At 51.1% G+C, this 24,455-nt stretch carries 29 protein-coding genes and 1 riboswitch; of the genes, 7 read left to right on the top strand and 22 right to left on the bottom strand.

The window, feature by feature from the left end; genetic code table 11:
- Positions 1-4: 4 nt before the first annotated feature.
- On the bottom strand, positions 5-1,615 hold the full coding sequence (locus NK662_RS12930) for an MDR family MFS transporter (protein ID WP_254759354.1): 1,611 nt from the start codon (positions 1,613-1,615) through the stop codon (positions 5-7).
- Positions 1,593-2,072: a MarR family winged helix-turn-helix transcriptional regulator gene (locus tag NK662_RS12925; protein ID WP_254759353.1), complete on the bottom strand. Its 480-nt coding sequence runs from the start codon at positions 2,070-2,072 to the stop codon at positions 1,593-1,595. Before NK662_RS12925 ends, NK662_RS12930 begins: the two co-directional genes overlap by 23 nt.
- 225 nt (positions 2,073-2,297) lie before the next feature.
- Here NK662_RS12925 and NK662_RS12920 point away from each other — a divergent pair, with 225 nt between their 5' ends.
- Complete coding sequence (locus NK662_RS12920; RefSeq protein ID WP_254759352.1) at positions 2,298-3,377, top strand: AI-2E family transporter; 1,080 nt, start codon at positions 2,298-2,300, stop codon at positions 3,375-3,377.
- Positions 3,378-3,470: 93 nt separating this feature from the next.
- Positions 3,471-3,899, top strand: a complete 429-nt coding sequence (locus NK662_RS12915) for a hypothetical protein (protein ID WP_254759351.1) — start codon at positions 3,471-3,473, stop codon at positions 3,897-3,899.
- A 13-nt stretch (positions 3,900-3,912) separates the two neighbouring features.
- Here NK662_RS12915 and NK662_RS12910 read toward each other — a convergent pair whose 3' ends face one another.
- The 9 genes from NK662_RS12910 to NK662_RS12870 form a co-directional block, all read right to left on the bottom strand.
- Positions 3,913-4,665, bottom strand: a complete 753-nt coding sequence (locus NK662_RS12910) for a DUF4247 domain-containing protein (protein ID WP_254759350.1) — start codon at positions 4,663-4,665, stop codon at positions 3,913-3,915.
- Positions 4,666-4,677: 12 nt separating this feature from the next.
- Positions 4,678-5,181, bottom strand: a complete 504-nt coding sequence (locus tag NK662_RS12905; protein WP_254759349.1) for a DUF4178 domain-containing protein — start codon at positions 5,179-5,181, stop codon at positions 4,678-4,680.
- Positions 5,182-5,231: 50 nt separating this feature from the next.
- Complete coding sequence (locus NK662_RS12900; RefSeq protein WP_254759348.1) at positions 5,232-5,897, bottom strand: PspA/IM30 family protein; 666 nt, start codon at positions 5,895-5,897, stop codon at positions 5,232-5,234.
- A 403-nt stretch (positions 5,898-6,300) separates the two neighbouring features.
- Positions 6,301-6,660, bottom strand: a complete 360-nt coding sequence (locus tag NK662_RS12895; RefSeq protein ID WP_254759347.1) for a group I truncated hemoglobin — start codon at positions 6,658-6,660, stop codon at positions 6,301-6,303.
- 13 nt (positions 6,661-6,673) lie between these two features.
- Positions 6,674-6,868, bottom strand: coding sequence for a hypothetical protein (locus tag NK662_RS12890; RefSeq protein WP_254759346.1), 195 nt, complete (start codon positions 6,866-6,868; stop codon positions 6,674-6,676).
- An 11-nt stretch (positions 6,869-6,879) separates the two neighbouring features.
- Positions 6,880-7,383 (bottom strand): QcrA and Rieske domain-containing protein, encoded by a 504-nt coding sequence (locus NK662_RS12885; protein WP_254759345.1) that lies wholly within the window; start codon positions 7,381-7,383, stop codon positions 6,880-6,882.
- Positions 7,380-7,949, bottom strand: coding sequence for a 4Fe-4S dicluster domain-containing protein (locus NK662_RS12880; RefSeq protein WP_254759344.1), 570 nt, complete (start codon positions 7,947-7,949; stop codon positions 7,380-7,382). Before NK662_RS12880 ends, NK662_RS12885 begins: the two co-directional genes overlap by 4 nt.
- A complete protein-coding gene (fdhF, locus tag NK662_RS12875; protein WP_254759343.1) occupies positions 7,949-10,099 on the bottom strand; it encodes a formate dehydrogenase subunit alpha in 2,151 nt (716 codons plus the stop codon). The genes NK662_RS12880 and fdhF overlap by 1 nt, the downstream gene beginning before the upstream one ends.
- On the bottom strand, positions 10,077-11,219 hold the full coding sequence (locus NK662_RS12870) for an MFS transporter (RefSeq protein ID WP_254759342.1): 1,143 nt from the start codon (positions 11,217-11,219) through the stop codon (positions 10,077-10,079). The genes fdhF and NK662_RS12870 overlap by 23 nt, the downstream gene beginning before the upstream one ends.
- Positions 11,220-11,352: 133 nt before the next feature.
- On the opposite strand from NK662_RS12870, the gene NK662_RS12865 reads away from it, so the two are divergent.
- The gene (locus NK662_RS12865; RefSeq protein ID WP_254759341.1) at positions 11,353-12,087 is read left to right on the top strand and encodes an Mrp/NBP35 family ATP-binding protein; all 735 of its coding nucleotides are present in this window, start codon (positions 11,353-11,355) and stop codon (positions 12,085-12,087) included.
- A 43-nt stretch (positions 12,088-12,130) separates the two neighbouring features.
- Here NK662_RS12865 and NK662_RS12860 read toward each other — a convergent pair whose 3' ends face one another.
- The 6 genes from NK662_RS12860 to NK662_RS12835 all read right to left on the bottom strand — a co-directional run bounded on the left by NK662_RS12860 (position 12,131) and on the right by NK662_RS12835 (position 17,299).
- The gene (locus NK662_RS12860) at positions 12,131-13,459 is read right to left on the bottom strand and encodes a 6-phospho-beta-glucosidase (protein ID WP_254759340.1); all 1,329 of its coding nucleotides are present in this window, start codon (positions 13,457-13,459) and stop codon (positions 12,131-12,133) included.
- Complete coding sequence (locus NK662_RS12855) at positions 13,456-13,785, bottom strand: PTS lactose/cellobiose transporter subunit IIA (RefSeq protein ID WP_254759339.1); 330 nt, start codon at positions 13,783-13,785, stop codon at positions 13,456-13,458. The genes NK662_RS12860 and NK662_RS12855 overlap by 4 nt, the downstream gene beginning before the upstream one ends.
- 105 nt (positions 13,786-13,890) lie before the next feature.
- Positions 13,891-15,234: a PTS cellobiose transporter subunit IIC gene (gene celB / locus NK662_RS12850; RefSeq protein ID WP_254759338.1), complete on the bottom strand. Its 1,344-nt coding sequence runs from the start codon at positions 15,232-15,234 to the stop codon at positions 13,891-13,893.
- 14 nt (positions 15,235-15,248) lie between these two features.
- A complete protein-coding gene (locus NK662_RS12845) occupies positions 15,249-15,554 on the bottom strand; it encodes a PTS sugar transporter subunit IIB (RefSeq protein ID WP_254759337.1) in 306 nt (101 codons plus the stop codon).
- Positions 15,555-15,820: 266 nt separating this feature from the next.
- Positions 15,821-16,738 carry a DMT family transporter gene (locus tag NK662_RS12840; protein WP_254759336.1) on the bottom strand — a complete coding sequence of 306 codons (918 nt, stop codon included), beginning with the start codon at positions 16,736-16,738 and terminating at the stop codon, positions 15,821-15,823.
- 135 nt (positions 16,739-16,873) lie between these two features.
- Positions 16,874-17,299: a DoxX family protein gene (locus tag NK662_RS12835; protein WP_254759335.1), complete on the bottom strand. Its 426-nt coding sequence runs from the start codon at positions 17,297-17,299 to the stop codon at positions 16,874-16,876.
- Between the two features lie 211 nt (positions 17,300-17,510).
- Here NK662_RS12835 and NK662_RS12830 point away from each other — a divergent pair, with 211 nt between their 5' ends.
- Complete coding sequence (locus tag NK662_RS12830) at positions 17,511-18,056, top strand: helix-turn-helix domain-containing protein (protein ID WP_254759334.1); 546 nt, start codon at positions 17,511-17,513, stop codon at positions 18,054-18,056.
- 69 nt (positions 18,057-18,125) lie between these two features.
- Here the strand turns inward: NK662_RS12830 and NK662_RS12825 are convergent, their stop codons facing one another.
- Complete coding sequence (locus NK662_RS12825; protein ID WP_254759333.1) at positions 18,126-19,115, bottom strand: Gfo/Idh/MocA family protein; 990 nt, start codon at positions 19,113-19,115, stop codon at positions 18,126-18,128.
- Between the two features lie 137 nt (positions 19,116-19,252).
- On the opposite strand from NK662_RS12825, the gene NK662_RS12820 reads away from it, so the two are divergent.
- A complete protein-coding gene (locus tag NK662_RS12820; protein ID WP_254759332.1) occupies positions 19,253-20,647 on the top strand; it encodes a PAS domain S-box protein in 1,395 nt (464 codons plus the stop codon).
- Positions 20,648-20,688: 41 nt separating this feature from the next.
- On the opposite strand, the gene NK662_RS12815 is transcribed toward NK662_RS12820, so the two are convergent.
- The 3 genes from NK662_RS12815 to NK662_RS12805 all read right to left on the bottom strand — a co-directional run bounded on the left by NK662_RS12815 (position 20,689) and on the right by NK662_RS12805 (position 21,646).
- A complete protein-coding gene (locus NK662_RS12815) occupies positions 20,689-20,847 on the bottom strand; it encodes a hypothetical protein (RefSeq protein WP_254759331.1) in 159 nt (52 codons plus the stop codon).
- Positions 20,848-20,999: 152 nt separating this feature from the next.
- Complete coding sequence (locus tag NK662_RS12810) at positions 21,000-21,314, bottom strand: DMT family transporter (protein ID WP_254759330.1); 315 nt, start codon at positions 21,312-21,314, stop codon at positions 21,000-21,002.
- Entirely contained in the window at positions 21,314-21,646 is a 333-nt protein-coding gene (locus NK662_RS12805; RefSeq protein WP_254759329.1) for a DMT family transporter, read from the bottom strand. Before NK662_RS12805 ends, NK662_RS12810 begins: the two co-directional genes overlap by 1 nt.
- Positions 21,647-21,704: 58 nt before the next feature.
- A riboswitch (guanidine-I (ykkC/yxkD leader) is annotated at positions 21,705-21,802 on the bottom strand.
- Positions 21,803-21,965: 163 nt separating this feature from the next.
- Between NK662_RS12805 and NK662_RS12800 the strand changes: the two genes are divergently transcribed.
- Both NK662_RS12800 and kynA read left to right on the top strand, forming a co-directional pair.
- Complete coding sequence (locus NK662_RS12800; RefSeq protein ID WP_254759328.1) at positions 21,966-22,556, top strand: nitroreductase family protein; 591 nt, start codon at positions 21,966-21,968, stop codon at positions 22,554-22,556.
- Positions 22,557-22,631: 75 nt separating this feature from the next.
- On the top strand, positions 22,632-23,459 hold the full coding sequence (kynA, locus tag NK662_RS12795; RefSeq protein ID WP_254759327.1) for a tryptophan 2,3-dioxygenase: 828 nt from the start codon (positions 22,632-22,634) through the stop codon (positions 23,457-23,459).
- 34 nt (positions 23,460-23,493) lie between these two features.
- Here the strand turns inward: kynA and NK662_RS12790 are convergent, their stop codons facing one another.
- Positions 23,494-24,105, bottom strand: a complete 612-nt coding sequence (locus NK662_RS12790; protein ID WP_254759326.1) for a flavin reductase family protein — start codon at positions 24,103-24,105, stop codon at positions 23,494-23,496.
- Between the last annotated feature and the right edge of the window lie 350 nt (positions 24,106-24,455).

Genomic DNA, 24,455 nt, shown 5'->3' with positions numbered 1-24,455 from the left:
TCCTTTAGTTAGTGGCCGCAGCCTGCGGCTCTTCTTGTGTTTCCTTTTTCCCTGTCTTCCGGTCTGACAGCTTAATTTGGGGTACAAGCAATGTGAACAGCGCACCCACTACAATCACTGCCAATCCTGTCAGGAATACGCTGTGCAGCGAATCCATCAAGGAGGTTCTTAAGATCGGAACCAACTTCTCGGCCATTGCTGACGGAATTTGCTTCAGGGCGGCAGGGCTGAAGAGCGACTGCAGCAGACCTTCCGGATTATCCGCAATCATGGCTTTGAACTGCTTCACCATGGCTCCGGCTTGTGCCGGCAGCGTATTCAGGAACGGTACAAGCTTATCATTTAAAGCTGTGCCGGCGCGGCTGTTCATGACAGCGCCGAGCACGGTGATGCCGAAGGTTCCGCCGATGGAGCGGAAGAATTGGCTGGAGGAGGTGACAACGCCAAGCTCCTGCTTGGAGAAGCTCTCCTGCAGCGCCAGGGTGAGGAGCGGCATAACCAAGCCCATGCCCAGACCAATCACCACCATATACGACGTGGCAGCCAGCTTTGTTGTATCCACATCCATCGTTGTCAAAAGGCCGAAGCCGCCGGCCATCACCAGCATGCCAATGACAATTTGAATTTTAATCCCGATTTTATAGACAAGCTGTCCGCCCAAAATACTGGAGACAATCATGGAAATCATCATCGGTGTCATGATGGTGCCGGATGCTGTGGCACTTACACCGACAATCCCCTGCATGAAGAATGGAACAAACATGATGGCGCCGAACATGCCGATGCTCATGAAGAAGCCGATCAGATTCAGCGATGTAAATGCGCGGTTCTTAAACAGATGCATTGGCAAAATAGGTTCCTTTGCCTTCGTCTCCACAATCACAAAGCTGATCAGGCCGATTGCCGCTACAGCAAACATGCTGATGATCTGCCAGGAATTCCAATCATAATCCTTGCCGCCAAGGCTCATCGCCAACAGAAGGCTGACAACGCCGACAATCATCGTGAACATACCGGCAATATCAAAGTTGACAGGGCCTGTATGCTTGCGTCCCTGCAATCCTAATGCGATAAAAATTGTTGCGACAATGCCGACGGGCAGATTGATGTAAAATACCCATTTCCAGTTCCAAGCATCGACAATCCAGCCGCCGATTTGCGGTCCGATTACAGAGGCAAGGCCGTAGATGCCGCCGAATACCCCTTGAAACTTCGCGCGCTGGGCGCCCGTGAACAAGTCACCGATGACAATCATGGCCATCGGCATCATAATGCCGCCGCCAAGTCCTTGAATGCCGCGATAAATAATCAGTTCTGTCATGTTATGGGCCATGCCGCAAAGGGCGGAGGCACCCATGAAAATAATTAAGCCTGTTACGTAAACCACACGCCGCCCTAAAAGGTCGGCCAGCTTTCCCGCAATCGGCACAACTGTGGTGGACGTCAGCATATATCCTGTCGTCAGCCATGTCATCATGCTTAAACCGCCCAAATCACCGACAATTCGGGGCATTGCTGTCCCGACAATCGTCCCATCCAGCGCGGAAAAGAACATTGCGATAATCAAACCAATTAACAGCAATGTCCGCTTGTTATCCTTCTCCTGCATAGCCATTTTGTTCTCTCCTCTGCTCTTCTGTTGTACTGGCTGCTTGAATGATTTTCTCACTCATATCCGCCAAAGCCCCAAGCTCTTCTTCGTTCAAGAATGACAGATACCGCCTTACTATATCCCTTCGTTCCTGCAAGGCATGACGAAGCTTTTCCTCTCCCTCATCGGTCAGACGGATATTGACCACTCTTCGGTCCTTCTTGTCATGCTCGCGGACCACAAACCCATGCTGCTCCAGACGGTCCATCATTAAAGTCACTGCGCTTGGCTTTACATCCAAATGCTCTGCCAGCTTCGACACCTTGCTGCTGCCCTTTTTGCTCAAATACATTAATACAAAAAACTGTGATGGTGTAATGCTTTGACGTTGCATGCTTTCTGCCATCAGCGGCTGCAGCTGCTGAAAAGCCGTATGCAAGGCTGTCTGAATCCGGTCCATGTAGCCTTCTGATTTTGCCATCTTATAACACCCTTTACTATTTAATCCAAGCTAATATATAACACACATATATATTTAATGCAGATTAAATATTTTCATTTGATAACTATACAATTTAACGTTTGTATTGTCAACTTGTTTTATCCGGCAGCCGGTTTCTTTTTGCCATAACGATAAACAAGCAGTTAATTTTTTCCTCGTTTCCTATTATAATGGCTATATATTCAAGATAGAGAAGGTGACCCTATGCCCCAGTCCAAGCTGTTCCGGTTCGGCTACGGCGTTTTGCTGCTGTTCCTCATTATTTGGATCGGAACCAAAATCAATTTCATGTTCCGTCCTCTCGTTGTACTGATTCAGACCCTCTTTTCCCCCTTTCTTGTGGCAGGGGTATTGTACTATTTGTTCCGGCCGTTAGTAAACTATTTGGAAAAGAAGAATGTCAAGCGCCCTCTGGCCATCTTGCTCTTATATGCAGCGGCGGGAGGCTTGCTCATTTTGTTTGTTGTATGGCTCGGTCCCGTGCTGCAAAAGCAAGTGCAGAGCTTTATCCAAAACGCGCCTGCATTAGTGGAGGCGGCGCGGGTGAAATTCACGGAGCTGCAGGAAAATGAACTGATCCGCCGCTTTCTGCAGGATAATACCCCTCAGCTTGAGGGCGCGGCAAATCAAGTATTTCAATACATATCCTCCAGCCTGTCCCATGTCGGCACCAATGTTGCCAATGTGGTCGGCGTCATTACCAGCATTGTTACTGTGTTTGTCACAGTGCCGTTCATCCTGTTCTACATGCTGAAGGAAGGGGAAAAGGCACCGCAGCAAATTTTGCGTCTGCTTCCATCTGCCCAGCAGCAAAACGGTTGGAGGGTCTTAAACGACCTCGACGCGGCGCTCAGCTCTTACATCCAGGGACAGATTTTCGTAAGCATCTGCGTGGGTGTCATGCTGTATATGGGATACCTGATTATCGGCATCCAGTACTCGCTTGTTCTGGCCATTGTCGCCATGTTCACAAACGTTATCCCGTTCCTTGGACCTATCATCGCCATCATTCCGGCGCTTGTGGTAGCAATTCTGCAGTCCCCGGCTATGATTGTAAAGGTGCTGATTGTCATGGTGATTGCCCAGCAGGTGGAAGGCAACATTATTTCGCCTCAGGTCATGGGCCGTTCCCTGGCCATCCATCCGCTCACAATTATTTCCATTCTGCTGGTCGCAGGCAGCCTCGGCGGTGTATTCGGCTTAATCCTCGCCGTTCCGGTCTATGCAGTGCTGAAGGTCATTGTCCAAAATGCCTATCGCCTTTGGAAGCTGCGCCAAGATTAAAAAAGCAGGGCAGAGACTCATGGGTCTCTGCCCTGCTTTTTCTGTCAATAAATAGGAGAAGAACTGGACAACCTATACATTGAGGTGATACAGATGAATTATTCCTTCCTTGCAGCACTATTCTTTGCACTTGGACAAAGGCTGCTGGACAAGCGCTCTCAACAAACAAACTGGGAGCGAATCGTAAGTCTTCTTTTTCATACATCCTTTGATGTGGTAATCAATCGCTTCACCATTAAAAAGAAGCCTGCCCCCATTGCCTGCCGGTCTCCATACACGGATGATCTGCCTGGAAACGGTCCAGCTCCGAGAATCCCCGGGCTGAATGCCTTATCCGCTGTACTGGCGGCTGCCCTGATTTATGCATGCCGCGGACTGAAGCTGATGCAGTACAAACGGCTCTGGACATGGCTCTATACCCTGTTTGTCATCAGACGGCTTGCGCGCGGCCTGATTGTGCTGGTCCGGCAGGCTCAGCGCAAAGAACAAGATGCATGCCAAGCAGAAGAGGCGCTCCGGTAAAGGGCGCCTCTTCTTATCTTCGCCGTATGATTCTTCCGCCCCCTGATCCGGTGCGCGGCGGAGAAACCCTCGGCGGTGTGGTGACCCGCGGGGTGCTCGGCGTAACATTGGTGCCGCTGTCCGGGGATCTGATAATCTTCCCGCTGCTTCCGCCTGATGGGGTCCTTGTACTTGGCGTGCTGCTGCCGGATCCGCCGGCCGAATCGCCCCGGCGGATGATGCTGCCGGTGCCATCCCGCGTCAGCGGCGGTACAATGCGCTTTTCTTCCGTAGTCGGCTTCCGGTAATCAACGCTCGGTTTTTGCAGATCGCGGGAATTATATCCGCGGTAATTGCCGTAGTAGCCACCGCGCCCGCCGAAAATATTATCGAGAACACTGGCCAGCAGAAATCCCTGCAGAAAGGAAGGGCTGTAATTCTGCCGGACAAACTCGTCATTGCTGACTTCAATGATCGTGTCCGATGGTTTGTCGGCATCCTGCTGCAGGTTATACAGCTCATCCGGATACACAAGAAACATTTGCTTCGAGTCTTCCTTGGACATCTGATCCGGCTGCCGCTGCTCCGTCAGCTTTTTTGCCACCTGCGGCACTGTTTCACCGGCAGCCCAGTACACGTAGGACCGCTGATTGCCGTCACGGACGACGGATTCCAGCGGATAATCCTTCTGGACTGTCTGGCTCACGCTGCCGCACCCTGCCAGCACGGTGAACGCAACAGCCATTGCGACAACGACCTTCAGCCATGTCAGCAGCCGCTTCGTCATATTGCTTCCCCCTTATGTTGCCCGAATGACCTGCACATCCGCAGGAAGCACAGCTTCCCCTTCATACATCATCATCTTTCCCGCCTGCCATTCAATCCGCAGCAGCTTGCGCTGGTCAGACTGAAAATCCCAGACATGCTGCTCGCCTGATGCAGGAAAAGGTGTGTGGCCCAGAATCAGTACATGGCCGGCATACTGCTCCTCCAAATGGTACACGATGTCTTCCAGTTCAATCGTGGTTGGAATGTCCGCAGAATCCAGACGGCCGTCAATCGGGGCAAACAGTTTATAATATAGCTTCTCTCGCTGCTCTACTTTTAAGTATCGGATGATATTGCCATCCCGCAGGGTCAGAAACATTTCCCGGCGCTCCCGCCAATCCGCCTTGCCGATGACTTCATATGTAACAAGGGATACCTCCACGATATCGCCCGGCATGAGTGTTAAAATGCTCCGTTCCGGCCGCGGCGGCTCCGGCGCCTTCATTAAGTTCTTCACCCGTTTGAACAAATCCACGCTGCTGCACCTCCCTTATTTCAAAAACCGGGGAAAATCCCCGGTCATCCTTATTTGCCATATTGCTGCATAAGCTTGGCCAGTTCGTCATCCACTTCTTTATTCCGGTTGAGGGAAGCAAATTCTTCATCCAATGATTTCTCCCGCTTGTGCACCTCACCGCTTGCTTCCGCCTCAGCCTCAAGCTGCAGCGCCTTCTCTTCCATCCGTTTCAGGCCCGCCATTGCTGTGTTGGAATCGAAGCCTGACATTGCTTTGTTAATGTTCTTCTGCGCCTTCGCAGCGTTCACACGCGCCACCAATGTCTCACGCTTATCCTTCAGGGCCGTTACCTGCTTGCGCATTTCATCCAGTTTGCCGCGCAAATTGTCAGCGGCCGCTTTATTCTGCTCGTAGCTTGCTTTATATTCACTCGCCTTTTGCTCGGCGCTTTTCTTCTCTTCCAACGCCCGGCGCGCCAAATCAATATTGCCGGCCTGCACCGCGGTATGCGCTTGCTCCTCGCGCTTCTTCACCAGCGCTTCCTGCTCTTCATACAGGGTTTTAAATTTCTTCTCCAATGCAATCTGGGCAGCAACACTTTTCTCGGCCTCCGCTACATCTTCCTGCATGTCGCGCAGATACTGGTCCGTCATTTTAATCGGGTCCTCCGCCTTCTCAATCAAAGCATACACATTGGACATGGTCAGATCACGCAATCGTTTGAAAACAGACATATTTATTTCCTCCTATTCGTCGCTTCACCCGTTATGTTACAGAAAAACAGCTGCCTGCATACGACTCGGGCGACTGCTGCGGGTTATCTACTATATTACACCTTTCACATCATATGTTCAATTGAATTTTTCAAGATAGGGTTCTTATGAACTTATTTTATTATGGGCCAAATGTAAGATTTCACCCAGCTCCAACATTCATAGGAGTCCTTCTCTTCCTATTATACCTGTCTGGGCCAGCAAATCGCTTCAGTTCTTTACTTTTTTGTTTCAAATTTACAAAACATAGTTTTCTTGCACTGTCCTATTATAACCTTTTGCAATTGCTCCACATCCGCAAAAACTGCTTGAAAGGCCCCCCTTATTGCTTCGCCTGCAAAAGAAAAAAGGAGGACGCATCCCCCTATTCCTTCACAATATGCTGACGATACCCCGCCACATGATTCATCACTTGGGCCAGATGATGGTCTTCGACTCCATGCGCCTGCATCGTATCACGCAGGTATCCGACAATGGCATCGAAATGCTCATGCTTTTGCGCCATGTTCCGATGGGCTTCCGCCACAGCGTCACTGCTGTATCCATGCGGGCCGCCCGTCGCCATCGTCAGCAAACGCTGCTGATGCTCATGCTGCTGCTCCGGGCTCAGTCCGCCAAAGAAGGCTTGCAGGGATGCATCTCCCTGTATGCGATCATGAAGATCCGCCGCCATCATGCCCAGCTTCTCCTGACCGCCAATTTGCTGAAATACGTTGTTCTCCATTTTCTCTTCTCCTTTACTCTTCCCGTACCTGGTTTGTCTTTTGGAAGAACTTGTAGGTAATATAGGAACAAATGAACGTGAAGCCGAGTGCCCCCGCATAATACGGGAGTTGGTGGTAATGCTCGGCTAAATATACCTCCACCATGTATTGCACGAGAATAATTTGCACTGCCAGCAGCGCCATGAAAATCCACCAGGCCATTCTCATCCTTTCACCCCCTACATGCTGCGGCCATCCAAGCCCATCGCATAAATGCCGTCATTGCGCTTTTCGAGCAGCACGGCTGTCAGCGGCCGCTGCGGCGGTCCGGCCAGTACGTTTCCATCTTCTACAGAGAAATAGCCATTATGGCATGGACATGCCATTTGGTTGCTCGGCTTATCGTAATAGACGGGGCACTGCAAATGCGTGCATTTAATGTTATAAGCCCGGTATTCCTCCTCGGAGATACGAATTAACAGCGATGGCTCATGCTCATCCGGGTAATGGAACGGCTTGCTGTCGCCGACCTTCAGCTCATCAGCGCCCGCAATCTTTATCCCTTTTGGCGGGTCCTCCAAATTTTGATGCAGTGTGCGGGCCACCAGCGGGAAGGAGGAAGCGAACATGACTCCCATCAGGCTCAGGCTGGAGACAATAAAGCCTCTCCGGTTCAAATCAATTTCCTTGTCACGCCGTACATTGAATGCTGCCTTTTGTAAAAATTCATCGAGTCTCTTCATCTTTCGTCACCCTGTGGATCGTAATAGCCGTACTTGTGCGTCTCCGTATCCGGCATGCCAATCACCGTTCTTGTTTCAATCAGCGTGCCGCCAAAGTTCCAAACAAACTGCACCGGTTTGCGGGATTTCCGCTTGACCTCTTCTTCCTCCAAAAACTGAATCGTATCCGTCGGACATACACTGACACACATCGGCGGACGTCCCTTGGAGGTGCGGTCATAGCACAAATCGCACTTATACATCAGCTTCCGCTCATCATCCACACGCGGAATGCCGAATGGGCAGGCATATGTACAGTTTTTGCAGCCGATGCATTTTTCGTGGGAGGCCGACAGCACAACGCCGTCGCTCGTGATGCCGATGGCCTGCACCGGGCAGGATTCGGCGCAGGCCGGTGTGTAGCAATGCATGCAGGGTGTCGGTGATGCAGCCACCGTTTCACCCGGCATGAGCTGGTCTACAAACATCCGGGAGAGATGATCATGGCCGCTGCACTCCTCGCAGCCGATCATACAAGCCCGGCAGGCAATGCATCTCTCGAAGTCAATGTATAGAACCTTTGCCATTATGCTCTCCTCTGTTCCGTTTTTTCAATGCGGACCGCGCATACCTTGAATTCCGGAATTTTGGACTTCGGATCCAAGGCCGGGTTGGTCAAATGGTTGATGGCCATCGTCTTGCCCCAATGGTATGGCACAAAGAAGGTGTCAGGGCGGATAATTTTCGTCACGCGGGCCGGCACCGTCAAATCGCCGCGGCGGCTGACAAGGCGCACCATTTCCCCCTCCCGGATGTTCAGCTTGCGGGCTGTTTCCGGATTGATTTCCACATACGGCTCCGGACACAGCTTGCGCAGCGCTTCAATCCGGCGCGTCTGATTGCCGCTGAGATAGTGGTAGACAACCCGGCCGGTCGTCAGGATATAGGGATATTCCTTGTCAACCTTTTCATTCGGACCCTTGTATTCAAAGGAAAGAATGCGGGCCTTGCCATCCGGAAAGAAGAATTTTTTATCCTCAAATAAGCGAGGGGTGCCTTCATGCTCCTCGGACGGGCATGGCCAAAACACACCCTGCATCCGCTCAAGCTTCTCGTAGGTGATGCCGGAATAGTCGGCTTTGCCATCCTTGCTGGCAATCCGCAGCTCCTCAAAAATGTCCTCCGGCGAGTCGTATTGAAAATACTTGCCGCGTCCGAGGCGTTCTGCGATTTCGCAAAGCACCTTCCAATCGCGCTTGGACTGCCCAGGTGTCCGGTCCAGCCCTTGCAGCAGGATTACACGCCCTTCCACATTTGTCGTCGTCCCGGTATCCTCAATCCAAACGGTGGACGGCAGGACAACATCGGCAAGCTCTGCCGATTCTGACAGGAACATGTCCATGGCGACGAAGAAGTCCAGCTTCTCCAGATACGTCTTGACACTGCCGACGGTCGGCGCGGACACCATCGGATTGCTGCAAATGAGCAGCAGCCCCTTTACCTCTTCGCCAAGCGACTGCAGCAGTTCGAAGGCAGACAGGCCCGGCCCCGGAATTTCAGCTTCATCCACACCCCATACCTTCGCGATGTAAGCACGTGCTTCCGGATCCGTAATTTTGCGGTAGCCCGGCAGCTGGTCCGTCTTTTGTCCGTGCTCGCGGCCGCCCTGGCCGTTTCCTTGGCCGGTGAAGGTGGCAAAGCCTGCGCCTTTGCGTCCGACTTTTCCCGTGATCAGGCACATGTTGACGTAATTAGATACTGTGTCGGACCCATTGGAGTGCTGCTCGATGCCGCGTGCGAACATGACCATGCCGTTTTTTGCCTGTCCGAACATCCGGGCAGCCGCCTCAATTTTTTCAACCGAGACACCTGTAATATCCGCCACTCGTTCCGGCGTATAGGAGGCTGTCAGCTCCTTTAATTCTTCGAAACCGTTCGTATGATTTTGCACAAACTCCTGATCAATCATATTTTCCTTAATTAAGATATGAATGAGCCCGTTGACAAGCGCAATGTCTGTTCCCGGACGCACATCGAGGTGCACATCCGACACAAGAGCCGTTTTCGTCTGGCGCGGATCCACTACAATGAGCTTCGCGCCGCGGTCACGGGCCCCCCATATGTACGGCATGGACAGCGGATGGCACTCTGCTGTATTGGAGCCGGCAATCAGCAGCACGTCCGCAAACTTAATATCGGACCAGGGGTTGGTGGAGCCGCGGTCAATGCCCACTGTCTGGTTGAAGCCTACCGCGGCCGAGGACATACAATAGCGTCCATTGTAGTCAATATTTTTCGTGCCAAGGCCGATTCTGGCAAACTTGCCGACAAGATAGCACTTCTCATTTGTCATGGAGGAGCCGCTGTAGATGCCGAATGCATCCTTGCCGTACTTCCCTTGAATCTCTTGAATCTTAGAAACAATGAGATCCAGTGCTTCCTCCCATGTCGCCTCCACCAGCTCCCCGTTTTTGCGGATCAGCGGATGCATAAGACGTTCATCATGCTCGGCCTGCCGATAGGCTGACACGCCCTTTGGACATAAGCGTCCGCCATTCATCGGAAAGTCATAGCGCGGCTCTACGCCCAGCACCTGATTCGTTTCTGTGCTGACCCGGATATTCATGCCGCACTGCATGCCGCAAAAGCAGCAGTGCGTCACAAGATTTTTTTCCCCTTGCCTCTCAATTGCATCATAGGCTCTTTGTGAGTAATCAGCGTTCTGTGCGTGTCCCATCATTAACTCCTCCCTCTTGCTGTAATATGAGGCCATTTTGTCCGTTTGGCTTTACCAGCACATCAGCTTGCCCGAAGTGCACTGGTGAACCGAAGGCGGCCAAACGGTTTGTCACCCGGCGGCATTGCGAGCACAAGTCAGACATGTGCAAATGCGACTGCTCAATCGGTACAGACAATCTTCTCTGCGATAAGGCGTCCTGCACGTCCTTGATTTGTGTTTTTGTCGCGTATTTCACCCCGCAGCGCGCGCAATGCTTCTCTTCCTCCAGCGCGTGATAGGCAGGGATGACAACCGCCAGAAAACGCAGCGGGATATGCCAGAACTTCCCGAATGGAAAGTACAACAGAAAAATGATGACAACAATCTGATGCGCCAGCGAGATGCCGACATAGAAGGTGCCTTCCATAAAATAAGTGGACAGCGTCAGCAGCGATCCTGTCACCGAAATGGCAATGAGCAGAATGAGCGGAAAGAAATCATACTCCTTGGACTGCTCGACAAGCTGCTTTTCCTCCTTGTACCGGCGGTAAATCGCCATGAAGCTGCCGATAATGACCGCAATTCCGGCCCAGTTCAAACCGTGATAAATCATGAAGGCCAGTACGGAATCCACCGGCATCCGGAACACCGGCAGGCCGAACATGACAACCTGATAAGTACGGGAGCTTACCAGTTCAAAGTGCAGCCAGCTGAACACAAGCGAGAAGGTGATGGCAAAGGAGAGAATGACCCCCCAGGAAATGCACATATGCTGTGTCCACCGGTACCAGGAGCGGTGTGAGATAAACTTTTGGGCGCCGATATTGTTGTACAGCGTTCCGAAGAGGAACTTCCAGCCTTTCGGGCTGCTGAACATTCGAAAGCCTTGCTTCCAGAGCCGCCGCGCCGGCGGACGCAGGGTCCAAGCTGTGACGCGCATGGTCATTAAAATAAAGCAGAGAATGCTGGCCCACAAATAGCCATACAGGGCCATGTCAAAATAACCGAATGCTTCTGAGCCAATGTAAATTGAGAAGAACAACAGCACGGTCACGATGAACGCATTCCGCATCGCCCGGACCGAGAAGGTGCCGCCCGACACCGTGTAGGCTTGATACGAACGTGCATTTTCCTCCATACAAAAACCCTCCTGTCTCTATCGCGTAATTACCCTTATTCTGTCTGCATCAGCCTGTATTATTCCATAATTTGATAAATCTGAAGCATCCTGCCCATACTGATAAAACACACATGATAGAGGAGGAGTTTACATGAAGCCTGTGCATGTTTCCATCGTGAGCGGGAAAGGCGGGGTCGGCAAGTCTACTGTATCTGCCAATCTGGCGGTCTCACTGAGCCGTCTTGGCAAAAAGGTGGGACTCATCGATGCAGATATATACGGATTCAGCATCCCCAGCATGATGGAGGTGCGAATGGAGCCGGAAACCGTACAGGAGCGCCTGCAGCCCATTGAAAAATTCGGGGTGAAGCTGATGTCCTCAGGGTTTCTGCGGCTGGATAATCAGCCTGTGGTCATGCGGGGCCCCATGCTGGGGCGTGTGCTGAAGACCTTTTTACATACGGTAGATTGGGGCGAGTTGGACTATTTGCTGTTTGATTTGCCGCCCGGAACCGGGGATATTCCATTGGATTTGCATGATTTGGTGAAGGATATGAGGGAAATTGTGGTTACGACACCGCATGAAACAGCTTCCGAAGTGGCATTCCGCGCCGGGGCCATGACTGCCCGGACCGGAAACGAGATATTGGGTGTGGTGGAGAACATGTCCTATATTCAATGCGGCTGCTGCGACAAGCCGCTGTATCCGTTTGGAGAAAACGGCGGAAAGCAGCTCGCGGAAAGTCTGCGCAGCCGGGTGCTGGCACAGTTTCCGATTGAACGCCCGGGACAGGAAGCACCGGCGCTTGGGATTTACCATGAAGACTCCTTGATTGGCAGACAATACCGGGAATTGGCCGATGATGTTATCAGACTGACCTCTTGAACAAAAAGCAGGGAAATCCGGCACCCCGGATTTCCCTGCTTCTTTATGCCTCTACCGGCTGAAAAAACTGCGGCAGATACTCTTTGTGCGCTTCCAGCATTTCATCCAGAATTTCCTTGGCAATCTTGTCTGTCGGCACGAGCGGGTTAATGGTCATCGCCAGCAGTGCCTTGTTGTAGTCACCTGTTACTGCTGCCTCTGCCGCCACACGCTCAAAGGACTTGATTTGTTGAACAAGCCCGCGTACAGCCACCGGCAGGTCGCCCACAGCAATCGGCTTCGGGCCTTCCTTCGTGATGACGCAGTTCACCTCTACCGCAGAATCGTCCTCAATGCTGGCAATCGCACCATTGTTCCGCGTGTTTACCGGCTGAATATCACGCTTGTCATTATAGATGGAATTGATTAAATTGCAGGCTGCATCGCTGTAATACGCGCCTCCGCGTTTTTCCAGCTGAGGCGGCTTGATTGCCAGATTTGGATCCTTGTACAGCTCAAACAATTCTTTTTCCACCTGCTTCACCACTTCGGCGCGTGTGCCCTTTGTTTCAGCTGCTTCCAGCTCCTCGGCAAGCATTTCACTCGTCTTGTAGTAGTAGCGGTGGTACCCGCATGGGATTACACCGAGGCCGCGCAGAAAGTCAGGCTCCCAAGACAGGCCGGAAATGTTTTTCATTGTCATCGCATTGGATGGGTCAGCCATTGCCTCAACCACCTGCGGCAGCACGGACACTCCGTCCAGGTACACATTCAGACCGTATACCATATGGTTCAAGCCGGCGAAGTCCACCTGCACGCGGGAAGCATCCACATCCAGTGCCTTGGCAATTCCCATGCGCATGCCGATTGGCACATTGCACAAGCCGACAACTTTTCGAATATTGGAGTAACGAAGCACCGCTTCCGTCACCATACCGGCCGGGTTTGTAAAGTTGATCAGCCACGCATCCGGACACAGCTCCTCTATATCCTTGCAAATCTCCAGAATGACCGGAATGGTTCTTAATCCCTTGAACAATCCGCCTGGCCCGTTTGTTTCCTGGCCGATAACGCCGTATTTCAACGGAATTCTTTCATCCTTGGCACGCGCATCCAGCAGGCCGACACGGAACTGTGTTGTAACAAAATCTGCATCCTTCAACGCAGCGCGGCGGTCCAAAGTCAAGTGCACTTCAATCGGAAGACCAGCCTTCTCCACCATACGCTTTGCCAGTGCGCCAACAATGTTCAGCTTTTCCTGTCCCTCTGGGATGTCCACAAGCCATAGCTCTCTGATTGGCAATTCATCATATCTTTTAATGAAGCCCTCAACCAGCTCCGGTGTATAGCTGGAGCCGCCGCCAATTGTTACGATTTTAATTCCTTTTGTCATACCATCACACCTCCAAGTTTTGAAAGACGCTCATGCATTTCCACAATCTCTGCCGCCAAATCCTTGACTGTCATTGCATTCATCAGATGATCTTGTGCATGAATCATGAGGAGCGAGACTTCCACCTTTTCACCGCGTATCTCGCCTTGAATGAAGGATGTCTGCACATGATGTGCTTCAGCAAGCGCTTCGCCGGACTGCTGCAGCAGTTCCTTCGCTTTGGCGAAATCACCTTCTTTTGCACTGATGATGGCCTCCATCGCCAGGCTTCTTCCGTTTCCGCCGTGCAAAATCAGCTGGAAGATTGCAGTTTCTAGTGATTCCATTGTAATCTCTCCTCTATATGCTTTGTTCTTTGGGCCCTATTCCTGCACCAAGTGTAGTTTTCTGTGAAGGGGCGGGGCCTGCGTGAAGCGCAGCCCCATCCTCTCTTATCCAGCCTTTGTAGTGCTTGTTGGGGTCGTATCTGTACCTTGCTCCATCTTCAGGTTCTGCTTATCAATGATGCGGAAGAATGGATAGTAGATTAAGAAGTTGATGGCAATTGTGACGAGCTGAATGACTGCGCCGGAAATCTTGCCGCCCGTTGCCATGTATCCGCTGATGATTGGAGGCATTGTCCAAGGAACTGCGATACCCGCTGTCTTTGCCACCATACCTGTTTTCATCGCGAAGTAAGTTACAATAACTGAAGTAACAGGTCCGAGAATAAACGGTACCATCATAATTGGATTCATTACAATCGGCATACCGAAAATGATTGGTTCATTAATGTTAAAGAGCGCCGGACCGAATGCCAGTCTGCCGAGCTGTTTGGATTGCTCACTTCGTGCACGGAGAAGCATGGCAAGTGCAAGTCCAAGAGTAGCGCCGCTGCCGCCGATATTGATAAAGTTATCGAAGAATTGCTGTGTGAAAATGTGCGGCAGTGCATCACCTGCTTGGAAAGCCACACGGTTTTCATCTGTCGCAGACAGCCAAATTGCTGCCATAACGCCGCTTACAATGGAGGAGCCGTGCAGGCCGCAAGACCAGAGCAGCATTTGTACAAGTACGATTACAATCATGCCCGGCAGGGTTCCCGCAAGATGTCCCAGCGGTTTTCCCAGCAATTCGCCAACAATGTTGTGCAAGCTTCCAAAGGATGTGTTCTCAACAATCAAGCGCAGAACCCAAATCACTGTCAGAACTGCGGCCGCCGGAATTAAAGCAACGAAGGATTTACTTACGGATGGCGGTACACCGTCAGGCATTTTAATGACAATGTCTTTTTGAATAATCCAGCGATAAATTTCTGTGGACAGCATGGCAATCAGCATAGCTACGAAAAGGCCTTTACTTCCCATCAGAGCAGATGGAATAGCGCCGCCAACCATCACGGCTGTCTTTGATCCTGCTGGTGTAAAAGCTACTTGATACGGTGTTGCCAGCAGGAATGCTGCGACGGAGACCGCACCCGCTGCCAAAGCATCCACGTTATACTTCTCTGCCAGGCGATAAGCAATTGCGAAAGCAGCAATAAGGGCCATAATGTCGAAGGTTGCGCCAACCGGGTACGTCAGCTTCGTCAGCCATTGGGCGCCGAAGGTATGTGCCATGAAATCACTGTATCCTGGAATCGGAAGATAACCCAAGACAAGAAATACAGAACCGACAATGATCAGCGGCATTGTCATCAGGATGCCATCACGCAGCGCCTGCAGGTGGCGTTGCCCCGCAATGCGGCCGGCTACCGGTATAACCTTTTCTTCTAGGAAACTGTTTACCTTACTCACAGCGTTCACTCTCCTTATTTTGAAATCATCTGCTCAGCAAACTTCAGGACCTCAGGACCATTGCACATACCGTAATGAACAGGATTGATTACATCTACCGGAATACCTTTTTCCGCACCCAGCTTCTTCATCTGCGGCAGCAGAAAGCGCACTTGCGGACCCAGCAACAGTACATCCGCCTCATTAATATGGTTCTTCACCGCATCGCCCGGAACAGCCCAAATCTTGCAGGACTTCCCTTGATCTGCGGCACTCTTCTCCATCTTTGTTACCAGTAAGCTTGTAGACATACCTGCTGCACAGCACAATAAAATATTCATCTTCGGTTCCTCCTATAAAAGTAGTTTTTTCAGTATATTTTGCAGTCCGGCTATAATGAGAGCCCTCTCACCAGCCTGCACAGGATGGTTTTTGCTATCCTCCTTATCAGCTTGATCTTCTTGATAGTTTTATTCTAATTTGCAAACGTTTTCAACTACACATAACCTTTTTCCGTTGCCCGGCGGAAAAAGGTGGTTGAATATTCAGACTTAGTAAAATTGAAAGAACAGCTTTGTGTAATGCCATTAAAAAAGGCGGCGGGATTTTATCCCGCTGCCCTCATCTTTCGCTTTCGGTTCAAATACAGCTCCTCTGCCGAACCCGAGCCGAGAAGCACACCGCCCAAAATCATGACAAAGCCCGCAACCTGGGCAAACACCAGCTTTTCCCCCAGGAATACTACCGCCCCGAGCAGGGAGAAAAACGGCGTCAGATTCAAGAAGATAGATGCTTCCGCCGCCCCCACCGCCTGAATCGCATAGTTATAGCTCATATGCCCGAAAGCAGTGGCGAGCACTGCCGAAGCAAAGAATACGGCCCAAATGCCCGGAGAGCCATGCTTCATCTGCGCCAGCCCATCCGGCTCCATCCAGAGTCCCAATACGAACAAAAAGCCCGAACCGATCAGCAGCATATATCCGGTCATCAGACGAGGATCCAAGGTTTCTGAAGCTTTCTTAATCAGGATAAAGCTTGCGGCCTGCAGGAGGATTGCCAGAAATACATCCACATCTCCGAAGGAAACACCGGCTATCCCGCCGCCTTCAAGCACAATGAAGGAAACACCGGACAGCCCCAGCACAATGCCGATTACCCGAAGCACCGACATGGCGCTCCCCAGAAATATGACTGCCATGATAGATGTCAACAGCGGCCCCAGCCCAAGAATCAGGCCGCCGTTGGAAGCTGTTGTTTTGGACAGCCCGACTGATAGAAAATAATGATGCCCCACCACATTCAGCAATGCGCCAAATGCGACATAGAGGAACTCTCTCCTTGTCAGCCGGCGCACCTTCTTCATTAAAAAGAGCACGATAAACACACTGCAGCCTGCTGTGAAAATACGGAAAGCAGTCATTGTCACCGGCAAAAATGCGGCCACCAGCAGCTTCGTCGCAATGACATTGAATCCCCAGGCAACCATGACACAAAACAACAATACATACATATGGTACTTTTTCAAATTCCCAATTTCCTTTCTCATACATTCGATGTATCTTCCATTCTAGCAAATCCTTCACCAAGTGAATATAAAAAAGCATTTCCATATGTATGCATTTTACGGCAAAAAGGGACTGCATCTGCAGTCCCTCCCCCCTTATACAAACCGGCTCGCCTGAACCTCGCGCTTGTTCCGCAGCATACTGTCCACAGAAAAAGTGCCTCCTCCTGTTACAAGCAGACTGATTGCCATTGCCAGCAGCGCCAACTCCAGCTCCCAGCCAGCTCCTTGTCCATTTCCTGTAAAACCGGCTGCCAGCTTTACCTTTACAATGGCCCCGGCCATCACCAAAGCAAGCAAAGCGGCAACAACCTTTGTGCCCAATCCAAGAAGAATGGCAATTCCGCCGATCAATTCAACCGTGGCGACACCGTACGCAAGCACGCTCGGCAAACCAATGCTCTGGAACCAGCCTGCAATATTGCTGATTCCGCTGGAGAACTTCATTGATCCGTGCACAATAAAGGTTGCTCCCAATACAATCCGTAAAACCAACGCGCTCATTTCACTCTTCCACGCCATATTTCATTCCTCCTCAAATATGTAAATGTGTGAAAACCAGAGCAAACTGCCTCCCTTACATACAAAATAAGCAAAAGAGTTCCCACGCTTGTTGTTCACAATGGTAAAACTTAATTTTTTATTACAAAACTTATTATAGAGAACTGACTTCCATCCGTCAATTCGTTACAATAAAATGATGAGAAAAAACTTGCAGTAAAGGAGCAACAGTATGGACGTAGGTGCAACCATCCGCGAAGTGCGGCTGCGCAAAGGCTTTACCCTGGCGCAAATCTGTGAAGGAACGGGCTTGTCAAAAGGCTTCATGAGCCAGGTGGAAAATAACAAAACCTCTCCTTCCATTTCAACCTTGGACTTGATCGCCAAGTTTTTAAATGTGCCGCTGCCTTATTTTCTGTTGGAAAAGAAGGACCGGCTGAGCATTGTAAAGAAGGAAGAGCGCCAGCACAGCATGTATGGCCGGGATCAACTGAAAATTGAGCATGTGGCAGAGCAAGGCGGATTGCGCCTGTCACTGGTGGAGATTCCGCCGGGCTTTCCGCGCGAAAATCGGGAAAATGTCCACGAAGGAGAAGAGTGCCATCTTGTGCTGCGCGGCACATTGGAGGTCCGGCATGGCGATGACATTGCCATTGTGAGCGAGGGGGACTCCTTTTCCTGGAATGCCAGTGTGCCGCATCTTGTGCGCAACATCGGCGAAGAGCCGGTGCTGCTGCTCATCTCCTCCCATGCTGAAAATCGGCAGCGCATCTATTAAACGGATGCGCCCCTCACAAACAGACATAAAGAAAGGACTGACTCTGTGGGTCAGTCCTTTCTTTATGTCTCATCTCTTGCGATCAGCTGGATACACAATCCCCATTTGCTTTCGGGCCTCGTCCATGATTCCCACGGTAATCAAGGAAGCCTGATGGGAATTGACAGCAGACTCCCGCTCACCCATCTGAATCAGCCGGATAAACTCCGCTGTTTCGTAATACATGGCCGGCCGCTGCAGCAGGCTGGTTAAATCCTCGACCTCCCCGTTGCGATAGCGAAGCTCCACCTTTTCCGGGGTATGGATCCGGTCAATCCTGATGCTTCCGTTCTCCCCTTGAATTTCCGACGGCAAGGCGGAATCCGTAATTTTGGAGTACATGACAACCGCGTCCATCTCCGGATATTGCATTACCATGCTGCCTTCCCCGTCCACGCCGGATTGCAAAACCAGGCCGCTTGCCTTTACTGTATCAGGCTTCCCGAACAAAACAACGAGCGGATACAGGCAATATACCCCGATATCCATCAGTGCCCCGTTGGAGAAGGCTGGATTGAATGCATTCAAGATGGTTCCTTGCTTATAGGCATCGTAGCGCGAGGAATATTGGCAATAGCTCGCAAAGTACCGGCGGACCGGCCCGATTTTATGCAGATTCTCCCGGATGAGCCCGAAAGCCGGCAGCAGAGTGGACTTTACCGCCTCCATCAGCAGCACCCCATTTTCCTTTGCCGCTTCCGTCATCAGCCTTGCCTCCGCTTCATTTGATGCCAGAGGCTTTTCACAAAGCACATGCTTGCCGTGCTTCATGAATAACACAGCCTGTTCGGCATGCAGAGAATTTGGGCTGGCAATATATACGGCATCAATTTCTTTGCTGGCTGCCATGCTCTCCATATCTGTGAAAACCAGGGCAGCCTCATGCTTGGCTGCAAATGCTTCTGCCGTTTCCCGGCTGCGGGAATACACTGCGGCAAGCGCAAACCCGGGCACCTCTCTTGCCGCCTGAAGGAAGGCATCCGTAATCCAATTCGTACCGATTGTTCCAAAGCGAATCATGTTTCATGCTCCTTTTTTATCAGTAATCATATTTTTAAAATAATATTATTGCAAAACTCCCCTGGTTTCGGGGAGGAATTCCTTGTAAAAAAAGAGAATATTACCTAAAAGTCTAACAATAAGGCGAGGGTTGCTTCATGATCATTCCGCAAATCAACGCATTGGAAATCTTAGACCGCATTACTGATGGATTTTTTGCATTGGACCGGGATTGGAATTTTACTTACATGAATGCAGAGGCCGGCCGCCTGCTGTTTCGTGACCATGCTGACATATGCGGCAAAAATATTTGGGCCGAGTTTCCGGCCGCATCTGCGTTGCCGTTTTATAAACAATACCATAAAGCCATGTCCGCGCAAACAGCTGTCACCTTCGATGCGTATTTTCCGCCGCTTGATGCTTGGTTTGATGTCAGGGCGTATCCCTGCGAAAATGGACTGTCTGTTTTCTTTAAGGATATTACGGACCAAAGGCTGGCTTCTGCGCAAAACGAACAGCATTACCGTTCCCTCTTTGAACAGAATCCCGATGCCGTATACTCCTTTGACCTGCAGGGTAACTACTTAAGCGTCAATCCGGCCATGGAGAAAATGTTCGGCTACAGTGAGGCAGAGCTGCTGCAATCCTCCTTTACGCTTCTTGTGGCGCCGGAGGATTTAGAGCGGACCATCCACCATTATGAATTGGCTGCCAACGGGATTACCCAGCATTATGAAGTAAAGGCCCGGCACAAGGATGGCCATGTGATTCATGTACGTGTTACAAACATCCCGATTATTGTAGACGGGGAGATTGTCGGTGTTTATGGCATTGCCAAGGATGTGACCATACAAAAGCAAACGGAAGACCGCCTTGTGCGCTCTGAAAAGCTGACGGCCGTCGGACAGCTGTCTGCATCCATTGCCCATGAAATCCGCAATCCGCTCACCTCCCTGAAGGGCTTCCTGCAGCTGATGCGGACATCTGCCGAAGACAGCAGCACCAACTATTTCCACATTATGGAATCAGAAATCACACGCATTGAAGCCATCACAGGAGAATTGCTTTTGCTGGCCAAGCCGCAGGCACAACAATTCCGCCTGGAAAGCGTACAGGATATTGTGGAAGATGTTATGCTGCTGCTCAGTTCCCAGGCGCTCATGAATAAAGTTACTCTGGAAGCCGATTGCGAAGTGCTTCCTCCCGTGCAGTGCATCGGCAATCAGCTGAAGCAAGTCTTCATTAACCTTGTTAAAAACTCCATTGAGGCCATGCCTGAGGGCGGCTGCATACGCATTACCCTGCAGCAATATGATGCAGAAAGCATCTGTGTCCAAATTCAAGATGAAGGCTGCGGCATTCCGGCCGAGCTGCTGGACAAAATCGGCCTCCCCTTCTACACAACAAAGGAGAAAGGCACCGGGCTTGGCATGCTGACCACCTTCAAAATTGTCGAGTCCCACGGCGGGCGGATGCACATTGAAAGCAAAGTTGGCACAGGAACAAAGGTTTCTATCTATCTGCCATTTCAACCGCCATTATCCGGTGCTTAAAGAAAATAGACCATTACTGAAGCCCGGTGCAATTAGGGACTTCAGTGATGGTCTATTTTCAGCCGAATTTCCCGCAGGGCTGGTTCAGACGGATACTGGCTCAACAAAATCGCGCCATTACTTGCATGCCATGATAAAACTGATGGGGCAGCCAAGGCATTCAACAGGGATTGTTTCATTTTTTGGACTTTTTGTTTCACTGCTTGCACTCCCGCCGGGGAAACAATTCTGTTTTGTTTCATTTGTGCTGGTTTTGTTTCACCACAATCGCCTATTGTTTCACGCCAGGAAGCCAACAAAAAAGGAACTGATTGTCAGCTCCTCCGTTGTTTTTTCTGTAACTAGATTTCTCTCAAGAAACCAGCTTCAGCCCGACAGCGGATCCCAGCACAAGCGAAATGAACAGGATGCGCAGCCCGCTGCGCGGCTCCCCATACAGCACCATTCCCAAAATTGCGCCGCCGGAAGCACCGATGCCGGTCCAAATCGCATAGGCAGTTCCCATCGGCAGCGATTTCATCGCCAACGCCAGGAAGCCGAAGCTTGCGCCAAATCCGATTCCCAGCAGCAAAAGGGATTTCCAGCTGCGGTCGCGATGCAGCCGGCTAATCATCACAACGCCCATCATCTCAAACAAACCGGCAAGCACCAGATACAACCATGCCATTATGCTTCTCCCCCTTCTTCTTTGGTCACCAGCTTCAGTCCAACCACCCCGATTAACAAAATGCCAATCAGCAGAAGCTTGATGAGCTTCATCGGCTCCTGAAACAACACAATTTCTGCAAGGACTGTCCCGGCTGTGCCAAGCCCGACAAATACTGCATACACCGTCCCGACCGGCAGCCGTTTCCCTGCCATGATCAGCATATAAAAGCTCACTGCAATCGCAATCGCAGTCCCGGTCCATTCCCATATCGTATCAGCATGCTTAAGCCCCACGACCCAGCCCACTTCAAAAAAAGCAGCAAAAAATACCTTTGCCCATTCTCTGTTCATGAAATCTCCTCCCTTTCAAAGAGGTGCCGCAAAAAAGCCCGGAAAGATATCCTTGATATCCTCCCGGGCTTTTGTCCCTCCGTGTGACACAGGCACCCTGTGCGTTTTCTCTCGGACCAGGCCAGCCACTGCTGCGGAACCCTAGAAAACTGTATGCAGCTTTTCTCTTCCTTGCATTATAGCAAAGCGGGCGGCTGCCTTCAATTGGAAAACACAACCCAACCATAAATCCCAATAGTCAAAAGTTCATATGTTTGGAATACACATAAAACACACGCTACAATAAAAAGACACTATACTTTTGTAAGGAGGTTATCCTATGTCTGTACAGACAAATGCAAGTCGCCAATCCGCTTACGACATTAATCCGGTCTTTCTGAATCGCTGGTCACCGCGTTCCTTCTCCACACAGGAGGTGCCGGAGGACATTCTTCTCAGCCTGTTTGAAGCGTCACGCTGGGCACCATCCGCCTTTAACCGCCAGCCTTGGCGTTTTATTCTTGCCCATACACAAGAAGCACGCGAGAAGTTCCACTCCTTCATTGGCGAATTTAACATGCTGTGGTGCAAGCCGGTGCCGGCATTCGCGCTCATTATTTCCGAGAAAGTAACAGAGCATGGCGAAAACCGCTCCGCCAGCTTTGATGCAGGAGCAGCTTGGGGATTCCTGGCTTTGGAGGCTGTGCACAAAGGCCTTATCACGCATCCGATGACAGGCATCGACTTTGCCAAAGCGAGAGAGGTGCTGAATATCCCGGAAACCTATGAAATTGACGCACTTGTTGCCATCGGCTATCAAGGCACCCCGGAAGCACTGCCGGAGCAGCTGCGGGAACGCGAACAGCCTTCGCAGCGCCGCGCCACGAAGGAATCTGTATTCGAAGGCAGCTTCGGCCGCTCCCTTAAATAAATCACGCAGCCCGGCCATTGTGCCGGGCATTTTTTTGTTTGTCTCCCATATAGTGAACTAAAAGGGGGAGCGCTTATGGCAGAGCAAGAGGAGCCTGGTCTTCACACTGACTTTCGGGAACGCATGACATATGGGGATTATCTGCAGTTGGATGCCATTTTGTCCAGCCAAAACCGGCTGTCCGGGCATCATGATGAAATGTTGTTTATCATTATTCACCAGGTGAGTGAGCTTTGGATGAAGCTGACCTTGCACGAGCTGGATGGAGCTGTTGCCTGTATCAGCCGGGACCAATTTTCTCCGGCCTTCAAAATGCTGGCACGTGTCTCCCGCATCCAGGCACAGCTCATCCAATCCTGGGACGTACTCGCCACCATGACTCCGGCCGAGTATTTGGAATTCCGCAGCGAGCTGGGACAATCCTCGGGCTTTCAATCCTATCAGCACCGCCTGATTGAATTTGTCCTCGGACATAAGTCCCCGCACATTCTGAAAATCTATGAAAAAGACCCGGCTCTGCAAGCCCGGCTGCAGGAGGCTTTCCGCGCGCCCAGCCTGTATGATGCCGCCATTGGGGCGCTGGCCCGGAACGGATTCTCCATCAACCAGACCGTTTTGCAGCGGGATGTTACCCGGCCGTATACAGCTGATGCCAGTGTGGAAGCAGCCTGGATTGCTGTCTATCATAACGTGAATGCGTATTGGAACCTGTATCAGCTGGCCGAAAAGCTGGTGGATGTAGAGGATTGTATGCAGCAGTGGCGCTTCCGCCATATGAAGACGGTTGAGCGGATTATCGGACATAAAACCGGCACGGGCGGCTCATCCGGAGTATCCTATCTGAAGAAGGTATTGGACCACCGCTTTTTTCCGGAGCTGTGGGACATCCGGACGAAGCTGTAACCAGCTTGCCGGATATCCCTGAAGCTTCCTTGCGTCACAGCGGACGCTGCAAATCAAAGGTTTCTCCCAGCTTTACAAACGTATTGCCTGCCAAACGGCCAATCGGGCGCAGCGCAGCCGCATCAATGCGCCCGTTCTCATACAAATCTTCCCGGACATGATATTGCACCACACGGCCAATCAGCAGGTCACAGGCCGGACTCTCCCCGTTCCCGCCGAGCTGGATTGCCTGTTCGAGCACACATTCCATTCTGATGCCAGCTTCTCCAAGGCCGGGCACCGCAATTTCCTTGCTCGGCACAGGAGTCAATCCTGCAAAGTCAACTTCACTTTCATCACCAGGCAGGCTCGCACTTGTCTTATTTAATGCTTCCACATATGCTTCATCCCCGATATGGACGACAAATTCTCCTTTTGCTATCGCATTGCGGGCTGTATCCTTCATCTCTTTCCCCTTCCGCTGCACTGACACCGAAATCAGCGGCGGGTTGGATGCAACAATGCTGAAATAGCTGAACGGCGCCGCATTTAACACACCCTCCTCAGAGAGGGTGGTCACCAAGGCCACCGGCCGCGGGATAATGCTGCCAATCAGCAGCTTATAGTTTTCACGTTCTGACAGCTCGTTTGGGTTTATTTCTCTCACTTAAGTTCCTTCCTTTCAAGCTCCTCATTTAAAAATGAGAATCATTTTCAAATCAAATGAAAGTAACATCTCTTCATGCTATAGAAACGGCAGCGGAAAGTAATCCGCCCAGAGCCGGCATGAATATAAGGAGGCATACGTATGAAGCGTCAGTTTGTTGTGCTTGAATGGTTTCAGCACGAAGCCGGCTGCAGAAGCTGAAAGAGCAAATTCATTGTGCAAATCTATCTGTATGATTCCCCGTGTGCGTTCGGTTTCCTTCCGGAGCATATAAAAAAAGCAGAAAGCTTTGTGAAGCCTGCAGAACTTTCCCTTAGCTTGAACTATTGCCGGTTCAGATGTTTCTTCCT

The organism is Ectobacillus ponti (assembly GCF_024294785.1).
Lineage (GTDB): Bacteria > Bacillota > Bacilli > Bacillales > Bacillaceae_G > Ectobacillus > Ectobacillus ponti.
The sequence above is the reverse complement of the archived record's forward strand: the minus strand, read 5'-3'. Positions and strand labels throughout refer to the sequence as shown.